This window comes from Roseovarius halotolerans, assembly GCF_900172255.1.
Taxonomy (GTDB): Bacteria; Pseudomonadota; Alphaproteobacteria; order Rhodobacterales; family Rhodobacteraceae; genus Roseovarius; species Roseovarius halotolerans.
In genome coordinates, this window is sequence record NZ_FWFU01000001.1 from 973,610 (window position 1) to 985,518 (window position 11,909).

Annotated in this window: 16 protein-coding genes; 2 read left to right on the plus strand and 14 right to left on the minus strand. The window is 63.0% G+C overall.

Annotated elements, in window-relative coordinates:
- Positions 1-6 precede the first annotated feature (6 nt).
- Complete coding sequence (locus ROH8110_RS04745; protein ID WP_085816550.1) at positions 7-606, minus strand: SAM-dependent methyltransferase; 600 nt, start codon at positions 604-606, stop codon at positions 7-9.
- 105 nt (positions 607-711) lie between these two features.
- Positions 712-1,332, minus strand: a complete 621-nt coding sequence (gene infC / locus ROH8110_RS04750) for a translation initiation factor IF-3 (protein ID WP_425466426.1) — start codon at positions 1,330-1,332, stop codon at positions 712-714.
- A 129-nt stretch (positions 1,333-1,461) separates the two neighbouring features.
- Here infC and ROH8110_RS04755 point away from each other — a divergent pair, with 129 nt between their 5' ends.
- Positions 1,462-2,337, plus strand: coding sequence for a hypothetical protein (locus ROH8110_RS04755; protein ID WP_085816551.1), 876 nt, complete (start codon positions 1,462-1,464; stop codon positions 2,335-2,337).
- 79 nt (positions 2,338-2,416) lie between these two features.
- Here the strand turns inward: ROH8110_RS04755 and ROH8110_RS04760 are convergent, their stop codons facing one another.
- The 7 genes from ROH8110_RS04760 to cysG all read right to left on the minus strand — a co-directional run bounded on the left by ROH8110_RS04760 (position 2,417) and on the right by cysG (position 8,236).
- The gene (locus ROH8110_RS04760; protein ID WP_085816552.1) at positions 2,417-3,268 is read right to left on the minus strand and encodes a ferredoxin--NADP reductase; all 852 of its coding nucleotides are present in this window, start codon (positions 3,266-3,268) and stop codon (positions 2,417-2,419) included.
- A 51-nt stretch (positions 3,269-3,319) separates the two neighbouring features.
- Positions 3,320-3,460, minus strand: a complete 141-nt coding sequence (locus tag ROH8110_RS18655; RefSeq protein WP_170156440.1) for a hypothetical protein — start codon at positions 3,458-3,460, stop codon at positions 3,320-3,322.
- Between the two features lie 286 nt (positions 3,461-3,746).
- A complete protein-coding gene (locus ROH8110_RS04765) occupies positions 3,747-4,151 on the minus strand; it encodes a DUF934 domain-containing protein (protein ID WP_085816553.1) in 405 nt (134 codons plus the stop codon).
- Positions 4,148-4,882, minus strand: a complete 735-nt coding sequence (locus tag ROH8110_RS04770; RefSeq protein WP_085816554.1) for a phosphoadenylyl-sulfate reductase — start codon at positions 4,880-4,882, stop codon at positions 4,148-4,150. Before ROH8110_RS04770 ends, ROH8110_RS04765 begins: the two co-directional genes overlap by 4 nt.
- Positions 4,869-6,536: a nitrite/sulfite reductase gene (locus ROH8110_RS04775; protein ID WP_085816555.1), complete on the minus strand. Its 1,668-nt coding sequence runs from the start codon at positions 6,534-6,536 to the stop codon at positions 4,869-4,871. The genes ROH8110_RS04770 and ROH8110_RS04775 overlap by 14 nt, the downstream gene beginning before the upstream one ends.
- Positions 6,529-6,837, minus strand: a complete 309-nt coding sequence (locus ROH8110_RS04780; RefSeq protein WP_085816556.1) for a DUF2849 domain-containing protein — start codon at positions 6,835-6,837, stop codon at positions 6,529-6,531. Before ROH8110_RS04780 ends, ROH8110_RS04775 begins: the two co-directional genes overlap by 8 nt.
- Before the next feature lies 1 nt (position 6,838).
- Entirely contained in the window at positions 6,839-8,236 is a 1,398-nt protein-coding gene (cysG, locus tag ROH8110_RS04785; RefSeq protein WP_085816557.1) for a siroheme synthase CysG, read from the minus strand.
- Between the two features lie 147 nt (positions 8,237-8,383).
- Here cysG and ROH8110_RS04790 point away from each other — a divergent pair, with 147 nt between their 5' ends.
- Complete coding sequence (locus tag ROH8110_RS04790) at positions 8,384-8,845, plus strand: Lrp/AsnC family transcriptional regulator (RefSeq protein ID WP_085816558.1); 462 nt, start codon at positions 8,384-8,386, stop codon at positions 8,843-8,845.
- Between the two features lie 4 nt (positions 8,846-8,849).
- On the opposite strand, the gene tpiA is transcribed toward ROH8110_RS04790, so the two are convergent.
- The 5 genes from tpiA to ROH8110_RS04815 form a co-directional block, all read right to left on the minus strand.
- The gene (gene tpiA, locus ROH8110_RS04795; RefSeq protein WP_085817009.1) at positions 8,850-9,596 is read right to left on the minus strand and encodes a triose-phosphate isomerase; all 747 of its coding nucleotides are present in this window, start codon (positions 9,594-9,596) and stop codon (positions 8,850-8,852) included.
- 51 nt (positions 9,597-9,647) lie between these two features.
- On the minus strand, positions 9,648-9,998 hold the full coding sequence (locus ROH8110_RS04800) for a HesB/IscA family protein (RefSeq protein ID WP_085816559.1): 351 nt from the start codon (positions 9,996-9,998) through the stop codon (positions 9,648-9,650).
- Between the two features lie 37 nt (positions 9,999-10,035).
- The gene (locus ROH8110_RS04805) at positions 10,036-10,746 is read right to left on the minus strand and encodes a DUF3307 domain-containing protein (RefSeq protein WP_085816560.1); all 711 of its coding nucleotides are present in this window, start codon (positions 10,744-10,746) and stop codon (positions 10,036-10,038) included.
- 5 nt (positions 10,747-10,751) lie between these two features.
- A complete protein-coding gene (locus tag ROH8110_RS04810; RefSeq protein WP_085816561.1) occupies positions 10,752-11,393 on the minus strand; it encodes a hypothetical protein in 642 nt (213 codons plus the stop codon).
- 78 nt (positions 11,394-11,471) lie between these two features.
- Complete coding sequence (locus tag ROH8110_RS04815; protein ID WP_085816562.1) at positions 11,472-11,834, minus strand: SUF system Fe-S cluster assembly protein; 363 nt, start codon at positions 11,832-11,834, stop codon at positions 11,472-11,474.
- Positions 11,835-11,909: the final 75 nt, after the last annotated feature.

The window sequence follows — 11,909 nt, forward strand, 5'->3', positions numbered from 1 at the left end:
CGTGGCTCAGGCCCCGATCGGGCGCCGCGCCGCGAAGTCGATCAGCGCCGAGCGCCCGGCATGGCCGCTACCCTCGCGGATGTCGCGCTCATAGGCCTGGCAGAGGACGATCTCCCATCCGGCGAAACTGTCGCGCAGCAGGTCTTCGGTATACATGTTCGCAGGGTCGGGCGGGCCGCCGGTGCCGTATTCCACCTGTTTGGGTGTGTAGCCATGCAGCAGGATCAACCCGCCGGGGGCGACGCTGCGTTTCATGCCCGCGAACAGGCCGGCGCGTTCTGAAGGGCCGACGAACTGGATGAAGATCCCGGCGACCAGATCGTATTGATCCGGCCAGTCATGTGCCAGCACGTCGACCTCGTGAAAGGTGACGCTCTGGCCCTTGTCGGCGGCCAGCGCGCGGGCCTTGGCGATGGCCGAGGGGGAGAATTCCAGCGCGGTGACGCGCATGCCGCGTTCGGCCATGAAGACCGAATTGCGCCCTTCGCCATCGGCGACCGAGAGCGCGGTTGCACCCGGCGTCAGCAGATCGGCGTGATCCTGAAGAAAGGCAGCCGGTTCGCGGCCAAAGACGTATTCGGCTGTCGAAAAGCGTTCTTCCCACATGATCGGGCCTTTCGGTTCGGGCCGCGCGCTGCGCGAGCGGGCTTATGAAAAAGCCCCCCACGCCAGGGGCGGGAGGGGCCGGTTCGGTTCTCTGTGCGGCAGTCGCTAGCGGGCGGCGGGGCCGATGATCATGATCATCTGGCGGCCTTCCATCTTGGGCATGTTCTCGACCTTGCCGACTTCCTTGACGTCCTCGGCGACGCGGTGGAGAAGTTCGCGACCCAGGTCCTGATGCGCCATCTCGCGGCCGCGAAACCGCAGCGTGACCTTGACCTTGTCACCCTTTTCAAGGAATTTCAGCACGTTACGCATCTTGACGTCATAGTCATGCGTATCGGTGTTGGGCCGGAACTTGACCTCTTTGACCTCGATGATCTTCTGCTTCTTGCGGGCCTCGGCCTCGCGTTTCTGCTGTTCGTACTTGTATTTGCCGAAATCCATGATCTTGCAGACCGGCGGATTTGCATTGGGCGAGATCTCGACGAGGTCCAAGCCGGCTTCCTCGGCCATTTCCATAGCGCGCTCCGGCGTCACGACGCCGACGTTTTCCCCCTCTGCGCCGATCAGGCGAATTTCGTTGGCGCGGATCTTGTCGTTGACTCGGGGGCCTGTGTCGCGCGTTGGAGGCGCGTTGTGCGGTCTGCGGGCTATGGCTTTGTTCCTTCGGTTATTGGCGAAATCTGAAGTCGGAAAGTAACCGCGCTCGTAGCGTGATTCAAGCGGCAAAATAGGCCGTTATGAGCCGAAAATCGGCTATTTTCCCCTTGCGGCTTTCCTTTGGCGTAATCATCTGTGATCAGGTCGTTGCAATGTTCCGGCAGAATGCCGGGAGTAAAGTTTCAGGGGAATGCAAATATGAGAAATCTTCTATGGGTCGTGATCGCGCTGCTGGTTCTGGCCGGCGGGTACATGTTGTTCACCGGCAAGACCGTGACCGAGATCAGCGAAGACCTGAGCGGAACGGTCGAAATGCCCGAGGCGCTTGAGGATGCCGCCAGCGCGGCGGGTGATGCCGTCACTGAAGCGGCATCCGATACGGCCGAAGCGGTCGGCGAGGCCGCCGAAGCCACGACAGAGGCCGCTGGCGAAGCGGTTGATGCCGCTACGGATGCGGCGGGCGCGGCTGCCGATACGGCAGAGGGTGCTGCGAGCGACGCCGCTGACAGTGCTGCCTCGACTGCCGAGGATGCCGTGACGGCGACCGAAAGCGCCGTCGATGCGGCGGTTGAAAGCGCACAAGGTGCCGCCGATACCGCAGTCGACACGGCAACCGAGGCCGCGCAGGCGGCTGCCGACAGCGCCACCGAGGCGGCCGATGCCGCAGTCGATACGGCAACCGAGGCTGCCGATGCCGCAGCTAACACCGCAACCGACGCGGCGCAGGGCGCTGCGGATACTATGGCCGACAGCGCCAGCGACGCCGAAGCGACCGCGACCGAGGCTGCCGATGCCGCAACCGACAGCAGCGCCGACATGGCAACCGAGGCCGCCGAAGGCGCCGAATCCGCCAGCCAGGAAGCTGCCGAAGGCGCCGCCGCCGCAGGTGACGAGGTGCAGGAGGCGCTGACCGTCGATGGTTTCGACATGGATAAAGTGGCCGAAATGATCGATAATTCAGATCTGGGCGGCACTCAGAAAGCGATGCTCAAAGGCGCGCTGGAACAGGCCCGCAACAATCCCGATCTGCTGAAATCGGCACTCGAGAATGTCCGCAAGGCGCTGAATATCTAAGCCGCGGTCATTGACCCAAAAAAGACCCCGCGTCGTCGACCGGCGCGGGGTTTTCATTTCTGAGCGTGCGGCAAGCGCGTCAGTCGAGGAAAGCTTTCTCGACCACGTATTCTGCGGGGTCCGAATTCGCCCCCTCACGCAGCCCGTATTCCTCAAGCATGCCCTTGAGCTCGATATTGAAGGCGAGATTGCCGCAGACCATCGCGCGGTCGTTTTGCGGGCAGAGCGGCGCAACGCCCAGATCCTCGAACACCTCGTCCGCGCGCATCAGGTCGGTGATACGGCCCATCTTGGGGCTTTCTTCGCGCGTGGTGGTTGGATAGTAGCGCAGCTTCTCGTGGAACCCTTCGCCGATCAGTTCTTCGAGCATCTCGTCATTGCGGATGTTGGCGATCAACTGGCGGCCATATTCCAGTTCACCCACCTCACGGCAGGTATGGGTGAGGATGATTTCCTCGTAATCGGTGTAGGTCTGGGGATCGCGCAGAAGCGAGGCAAAGGGCGCGATGCCGGTGCCGGTGGCGAAGAACCAGAGCCGCTTGCCGGGCAGCAATGCGTCATGCACCAGGGTGCCCACGGGCTTGGGACGCATGATGATCTGGTCGCCCGGCTGGATATGCTGAAGGCGGCTGGTCAGCGGACCGTCCTGCACCTTGATCGAGTAGAATTCCAACTCGTCGTCCCAGGAGGGCGAGGCGATGGAATAGGCCCGCAGAAGCGGCTTTTCCTTGCCGGTTTTCTCGTCGGTCTGCATGAGGCCGATCATCACGAATTCGCCCGAGCGAAAGCGCAGGGTGGCCGGCCGCGTGATACGGAACGAAAAAAGCCGGTCGGTCCAGTGGGTCACCTCGGTGACGGTCTGGGCGTCGGGCATGGCGGGTTTCTTGACGGCCTTCGCGGCTGCTTCTGTCACGGTATTGATCTCGTTCATTGCTCCAACTTGCCGGTCTGGTTAAACCGACACCTATAACTAATCTTTGATTCAGGTCAGGTGAAGGGTGGTTTCTCCACCCATGCGCAGACGTTTCGCGTGCGCATTGCGGGCCGTGGCGGAAAGCCACGGGCGGTCGGGCAGGTGCCCGGTGCCGGGAACGGGACCCCGGTGGGTGATGATGTTGCTCATCTCGAATGTCCGCTTCGCACAACGGGCTGACCTTGATGCGCCCGGTTTCCGGCGCGAAATCAAAGACATCGAGATCCGAGTGGGTGTCGCCCTTTTTGCGCTCGCGTCCGGCGATCCAGCCAGCGCAGCACGACCGGTGCATCTTGCGGGGCTTCGCTCGTGCGGATGCAGGCATGCATCTGAGGTTGCTGTGGCCACGATACCACTCTCATTCATAACGTCACTGGCGCGATGGTTAAACCGACACCTGTGACTAATCTTTGATTCAGGTCAGATGAAAGGCCGCTTACCCGCGCATGCGGGCCTGGTAGTCATGTGCACGCCAATCGGCGCGGAACTGCCATTGATCCTCGGGTTGACGCGCGGCCAGGTCCTCGGGGATTTCGATCTCGTCGAAACCGGCGCGCCGTGCCATCGCGTATTGATCCGCGATCACATGGCCGCGCGCGCGCAGGCGCCCCTTGTAGCCCATCAGCCGGAGCTGGCGCGCGATGGTAAAGCCTCGACCGTCCGAAAAGCTGGGAAAATCCACCCGGATCAGCGGTATTTCCGGCAGGCGCCCGGCCAGTTCCATCGGGTCGGCGCTGGAGGGCAGGTCGATGCCGTAACCGCTGCGCGCGTCCTCGAGCGCCCTGAGCGGAAGGGTCCAGTCATCGCTGTGAAAGCCATTGTCATCGACGATGATGCTCATGCGTTTTCTCCTTGTCGCACGATTTTTCCGTTTACGAAGTGAATGCCGCATTCGGTCTTGTCCTGCCCGCGCCAACGGCCTGCGCGGGGATCTTCGCCATTGCCGACGCGGCTGGTGCAGGGCATGCAGCCGATCGACGGATAGCCGCGCGCCACCAGCGGATGCCGGGGCAGGCGGTTTTCCTCCATGTAGGTGCGGATGTCCTCGGGCGCCCAGTGGGCCAGGGGATTGACCTTGATGCGTCCGGTGCCGGGTTCGGCCTCGAAGAAGGCGAGGCTGGCGCGGGTCTGGCCCTGATAGCGCTTGCGCCCGGTGATCCAGCCGTCGAACCCCTGAAGCGCGCGCTGCAGCGGCGCGGTCTTGCGCAGCGTGCAGCAGGCATCGGGTGCGGTGCGGTGCAGGGCGCCATCGGGGTCGCGCGCAGCGAGATCGGCGGCATCGGCGCGGATGATGCGCATGTCGCGCAGGTCCAATCGCTCGGCCAGTTCCTGCTGGTAGGTCAGAGTCTCGGCAAAAAGCATCTGCGTGTCGATGAAGATGACCGGCGTCTCGCGACGCGCCAGTGCCACCATGTGCAAAAGCACCACGGATTCGGCTCCGAAGCTGGAGACGAGCGCCAGATCCCCGGCCTCGGGGTCGTTGAGCGCGGCGCGCAGCACGTCGCTTGCCGAATGATGGCGATAGCGCGCATTGAGCGCGGCCACGCGCGATGCGGTATCACTCGGCTGCATGGGCGCGGGCCTTTTCGTAAAGCGCGGACTTGAAGGGCTCGATCCCGATGCGGCGATAGGTCTGCAGGAAAGGTTCCTGCCGGTCCTGGCGATAATCGAGATAGGTCTCGATGATGCGCTCGATGGCGGGCACGATTTCGTCTGCCGAGAAACCCGGCCCGGTGCGCTGCCCAAGGGCCGCATCCTGCGTGTGATCGCCGCCAAGGGTGATCTGATAGTTCTCGACCCCGGCGCGATCGAGCCCGAGAATGCCGATCTGGCCGACATGGTGATGCCCGCAGGCATTGATGCAGCCCGATATCTTGATCTTCAGCTCGCCGATCTCGTGTTCCAGCTTCAGTTCGTCGAAACGGGTGGCGATTTCCTGCGCGATGGGGATCGAGCGCGCAGTGGCGAGGGCGCAGTAATCCATGCCGGGGCAGGCGATGATATCCGAAATGAGGCCGATATTGGCGGTGGCCAGCCCGTGCCGTTTCAGGATCGCATGCATCGCGGGCAGGTCGGATACATGCACATGGGGCAGGATCACGTTCTGCTCGTGGCTGATGCGCAGCTCGTCATGGCCGTAGAACTGGGCGAGGTCGGCCATCACGCGCATCTGCTCGGCCGTGGCGTCGCCGGGGGTCGCGCCATGCGCCTTGAGGCTGATCTGGACGATGGCATAGCCGGGCGCGCGATGCGTCGCGAGGTTCGTATCGGCCCAGGCGCGGAAGACCGGGTCGGCGCTGTAGGCCTTGTCAAAGCTCTCGGTGCCGGCCTTGCGAAAGGCGGGTGGGGCGAAGGCGGCCTTGATTTCGTCAAACAGCGCAAGATCGACGCCGCTGAAGGCGGGGCGCACCAGCTTGAACCGCTCGGCGATGCGGGCGCGGATATCGTCGATGCCGTGTTCATGGACGGTGATCTTGATCCGGCTCTTGTACTTGTTGTCGCGCCGCCCGATCTGGTTCCAGACGCTGACGACGGATTCCAGATAGGGCAGAAGATCCTCCTGCGTGACGAAATCGCTCAGCACCTTGCCGATCATGGGCGTGCGGCCAAGGCCGCCGCCGACAATCACGCGATAGCCTTGTTCGGTGCCGCGGGTGACGATCTGAAGTCCGATGTCATGCGCCTTGATGACGGCACGGTCATTGGGGCTGCCGGTGACGGCGATCTTGAACTTGCGCGGCAGGAACTGGAATTCCGGGTGGTCCGTGGACCATTGCCGGATCAGTTCGGCGACCGGGCGGGGATCGGCGATCTCGTCCTGCGCAGCACCGGCGAAATGGTCGGCGGTGACATTTCGGATGGTGTTGCCGCTGGTCTGGATGGCATGCATCCCCACCTCGGCGAGAGCGTCCAGAATGTCGGGCACATCTGGCAGTTTGGGCCAGTTGAACTGGATGTTCTGGCGGGTGGTGAAGTGGCCATAGCCCTTGTCCCAGCGTTCCGCGATATAGGCCAGCTGGCGCATCTTGGCGCTGTCGAGTGTGCCATAGGGAATGGCGACACGCAGCATGTAGGCATGCAGCTGCAGGTAAAGCCCGTTCATCAGGCGCAGCGGCTTGAACTCGTCCTCGGTCAGCGCGCCACTGACGCGGCGCTCCACCTGCTGGCGGAACTGACGGTTGCGCTCGGCGACGAAGGCCGCGTCGAATTCGCTGTAATCATACATCGGAAAGCTCCGCTTGTTTGCCGTGGCGGTAGTTCGAGGGGCCGCTGCGCCGGAAATCCTCGCGAAAATGGGTCGGTTCGGGGCCGTTCGTCCCTGCGGTGACATCGGCGAGATAGACGCCGACCACCTGATCGGGCTGGGCTTCGGCCATGAGCTGACGCAGCTGTGCATGGGCCTCGTCGGTAATGATCTCGGCCTGCGCGAGATCGCGCGTCCAGCGATCATCGGCGGTGAGATAAACCACGTCGCCCTCGATCAGGGCATTGGCGGTGACGACCTTGGGGGTGAAAGCACGGGGCATGTCAGGCAAGCTCCTGTTCGACCTGGGAAAGGGCGGCCTGCGCGGCGCGCGGGGCGAGCCCGTAAAAGGTGAGCGCGGGACCATCCGAGATGCCCTGCGCCAGATCGCCCGGCAATTGGCCAAGCGTCGTGGAAAGGATGCGCTGATCGGGGCGCGAGGCGTTCTCGATCACCGTGACCGGGGTGGCGCGATCTGCGCCATGCATCAGCAGGCGGCCCTGGATGAACCGCGCGGCCGCCTTGCCCATGTAGACCGCGGCGACTTCGCCGGGGCGGGCGAGGGCGCGCCAGTCGTGATCGGCAAAGCCCTTCATGTCATGCCCCGTGAGGAAGCGGACCGCGCCGTTGCGCTGACGCTTTGTCAGACTCTGGCCGATGGCGGCGACACTGGCCGAGGCGGCGGTGATGCCGGGCACGATATGCCATGCGATCCCGGCGTTCTCGACGGCGTCGATCTCTTCGTCCAGACGCCCGAACATCGTCGGGTCGCCGCCCTTGAGGCGCACGACCTGCGCGCCTTTCTTTGCGTGGGCGACGATCAACGCGTCGATCTCGCCTTGCGACATGGAGGGACCGAAACCCTGTTTGCCCGCGTCGATCAGGATCGCTTCGCGGCGGGCCAGCTCAAGGATCCCTTGGGTCACCAGGCGGTCATGGATCACCACGTCAGCCGTATCGAGCGCCTTGCGTGCCTTCAATGTCAGAAGGTCAGGATCGCCGGGACCGGCGCCGACGAACGCGACATGGCCAGGGCGGTTGCCGGGTGCCGCGCGATGGCGTGCAAGCAGGGCTTCGAGCGCGGGTCTGACGCCATGTTCGCCGCCTTCGGATATGGCGCGCGGGCCGGTGTCGAAATAATACTCGCTCCAGAAATCGCGCCGCGTGCGGCCCATCGGCAGGATGTCCGCCACGGCGCGGAAGGCCTTGCCGATCCGGGCGAGCGGGCCAAGCGTGGCGGGCAGGCGTGCTTCGAGGTCGGCCTTGATCGCGCGGGCCAGGACGGGTGCCGCGCCTTCGGTGCCGATGGCGACGGTGACGGGGTCGCGGTCGACGATGGCCGGTGTGATGAAGCGGCTGTCCTCGAGGTTGTCGACGATATTGACCAGCACGCCTTCGGACTCGGCGATGGCGGCGGTGCGGGCGTCTTCGGCGCTGTCCTCGTCAGCCGCATAGAACAGAACCGCGCCGCGCACATCCCCGGCGGCGAGCGCACGGCGATGGAGGGTCAGGCGGTTCTCTTCGGACCAGGCGACGATCTCGGGGGCAGGGGCCGGGGCAAAGACCTCGATGCGCGCTTCGGTCTTGAGGATCAGGCGCAGCTTGGCCAGCGCGGCCTCGCCACCGCCCGAAAGGACGATGCGACGGCCCTCGACGGACAGGAAAACCGGAAAATGTTTCATGTGGAGGGCCTCGGCGTTCTGTTTGACTTGCCCCGAAATATAGGAAATATTCCCGGGTACGCGCCATAGGCTGGCCCGAATAAGGACGTTTGTTCCTGTTCGCATCAGATTGAGCCGAAGCGTTCCATGAAGAAAGGAAATCGGAAAATGGCTGTTCGCCTCGATGAACTGGATCGGAAAATCCTTGTGCAGCTGCAGAAGGACGGCGGGCAATCGCTGGATGAAATCGCCAAGATCGTGGGCAGTTCCAAGACCCCGGTGTGGAACCGGATTCGCAAGATGCGCGAAGGCGGGATCATCAAGCAGCAGACCTTTCTGCTGGATGCCGAGGCGCTCGGATTCGAGGCTTGCTTCTTTGTCCTGATCCGCACATCAGAGCATGATGCAAGCTGGCAGGCGACGTTCCTGCAAGCCCTGCGTGACCGCCCTGAGGTGCAGGAGGCGCACCGGCTAGCGGGGGATATCGACTATATCCTGAAGGTTCGCGTCGCCAATGCCCGCGCCTATGACACCTTTTATCAGGCGCTGATTTCCGAAGTGAAGGTGCATAACGTGACGGCGCTGTTGTCGATGGAAGAGATCAAATCGACCACCATGCTGCCGCTTTGAATGCTCAGGTCGCGGACTCGAGCGCGGCGATGATCGGCGAGAAATCCGCCGCGTTGAGGCTGGCGCCGCCGACCAGGGCACCGTCGACGTTTCTGACGGCGAAAATTTCGGCGGCGTTGGCGGGTTTCACCGAACCGCCATAGAGGAGGCGGATATCAGAGGCTGTTGACCCGAAGCGCGCTGTCAGGCGGTCACGAATGAAATCATGCACTTCCGCAATTTGCGCGATGTCGGGCACCTTGCCGGTGCCGATAGCCCAGACAGGTTCGTAGGCGATGACGGTATTGGCGGAATCACCGCTGTCGGGCGTCGAGCCCTCAAGCTGCGCGCCAATCACATCAAGGGTGCTGCCCGCGTCACGTTCGGCCAGGGTTTCGCCGAGGCAGATGATCGCAAGAAGGCCCGCAGCATGGGCCGCCTCGGCCTTGGCGCGCACATCTGCATCGGTTTCGTGGTGATCGAGGCGGCGTTCGGAATGGCCGACGATCACCGCCTGCGCCCCCGCATCGGCGATCATGGGCGCCGAGATGTCGCCGGTATGCGCGCCCGACGCGGCGCTGTGGCAATCCTGCGCCCCGATCGAAAGCGGGCTGTCGGCGCTGAGCGCGGCGGCCTGCAAGAGCAGGGTCGCGGGCGGGCAGATCAGGATGTCGACACCCGGTTCGGGATGGGCGGAGGCAATGGCCTGCAACGCGTCAAGCGACTCACGAGTGCCGTTCATCTTCCAGTTTCCGGCAGCGAGTTTGCGCATCATTCCGGGTCAACCTTTTGTTTTTATTGTTATGTTGATGGGGTAGGCGGCTTACATGTTCTCGAACTTGATCGACTCACCGCAGCCGCAAGCCTCGGTCACATTGGGGTTGTTGAACACGAAACCGGATTCCAGAAGCGAGGTGCGATAGTCGATCTCGGTGCCGAACAGGAACATCTGCGCCATCGGCGCGATCATCACCCGTGCGCCATCCTGCTCGACCACCTCATCGTTGGGGTCGACCTCGGTCACGTAGTCCATCGTGTATTCCATGCCCGCGCATCCGCCTTTCTTGACCCCGATGCGCAAACCCTGATGGCCGTCCTTGTCCATCAGTTTCGCGATCCGGATCGCCGCGGCGGGCGTCATGGTAACGGCTTGTTTACCGGGGATGCCGAACATTGTGCCTCCTCATGTGTCTAGGGGGAATCTAGGGCGTTCAGGGCGCGATCTCAAGCGGGGGCAACGCAGATAGAAGGGATTGCGTCGCAAGAGCGACGGCGATGGCCCAACCAAAGGAGGCCAGCGTGCCGATGATCACGTATTCGGCACTGCGCTGGTCGCGGTTGGCGGTGCCATAGCGCAGGATGGATTTGGCGGCGATCAGGAAGCCGATACCGATGGGTTGGTTTGCCAGCACCAGAAGGAAGATCAGGCCACGTTCAAGCAGGCCGATCTGACGGCCGCCATCGCGCAGACCGACGTTGCGCAGGCGCATGCTGTGGGGGCGCATCAGGAGGCCGATGGCGTATTGCCCGGCAGTGAGGCAGAGGATCAGCCCCGCAGCGAGCGCCATGAGCGGCAAGAGGACGGGGTGGGCGGACCAGAGACCGGTCTGCCAGAGGCCGGGAGCGCAGAAACCGACAGCGAGAATGGTGACGAGATGCGCACCCTGGTCCAGAAGAAAGGCAGGTAGGTTATTGATCTTGCTATATGTTTTCGCGGCATCGATCAGGATGTGGGCAAGCGTCAGCAGCGCCAGCGCCGGGGCATATAGCTGCCCGAGGGCGAGATGGGCGGTGATCCACACGATGATCCCATGGAGCGCCATGACATGCGGGCGGGCCTTGTTGGCGTTGATCCAGTTTGTTTGCAGGGTGAAATCGGCCATCGCGTGGGCAAAGATCAGGGCGACGATGGTTTCAAGCATCGGGGTCACTCCGGCGGGTGATCTGTGGGTGAAGAATCGGCCTCAACAGATTGAATTGCATCCGAAATACCGTGATACCCTGCAGCAGTCAGGGCCTGATCGACGGCTTGACGGGAAATCCCGAGGCGTGCGGCGGCGTCAGCATGGGTGGTGGCGCCGGGGGGCAGCATGGTGAACACCGCGCGGGCCTGCGCCGGTGTCCAGCCTTGAGAGATGTGATCCGCAAGCAAAATCAATGCGTTGAGAGCGCCACCTGAGGCGTGACCCATGGTGATATGCGGCCCCCCCAAGGTGGTGAGCAGGCGGCCCGAGGCGGTGAAGGCGGGGCCGGAAGCGGCATTGGGGTCGCGGTTGTCGGGGAGGTGACCATCGCCGCAGGCAAGGGCGATCCGGGTGGAAAACGCCTTGCCAAGACGCCGGATCGCGGCCCGGAAATAAAGCGAAGATCGTAGCGCAAACCTTTGTTCGGATAGGGCAAATTGCCATCCATCCCCGCCACTTCGCGCGAATCCGGTAACCAGACCGGGTGCCCACCGCGAGATGTCATCGGCAGCGGATTCGAGCGCCTGCAGGGCGGAATCGACCTCTTCGGCGCTGAGTGCGCTGGAGTCGACAAGGTCACCTGAGAGGACGCAGAACGGGTTCATGATCCGCAAGTTATAATGCTTGCATTAAGAAAAGGCAAGTAAATTAACTTGTCAAAATGACAAGCGATATTGCTTGCCTTACATGAATCCTAACTCAAGGCGCGCTTCGTCGCTCATCATGTCCATGCCCCAGGGGGGATCCCAGACGAGTTCGACATCGACCTGTTTGACGCCGGGGACGGGTTCAATGGCTTCGGCGACCCAGCCGGGCATTTCACCGGCAACGGGGCAGCCGGGCGCGGTCAGGGTCATGATCACCCGCACGGCGTTCTCGCTGTCGATCTCGATCGTGTAGATCAGGCCCAGGTCGTAGATATTCACTGGAATTTCAGGGTCATAGACAGACCGGCAGGCCTCGACCAATTGATCGTAGAGCGGGTGTTCGGTGCTCGATGGCGCGATCAGTGGCGCGCCTTCGACGGGGTCTGGGCTATGGGTCATGGCTGAATCCTGCGCTGTTCCTGAGCGAAGATATAAGATTTATCGCCGCCGCCGTCCAGAGGGGCGGGTCGGTAC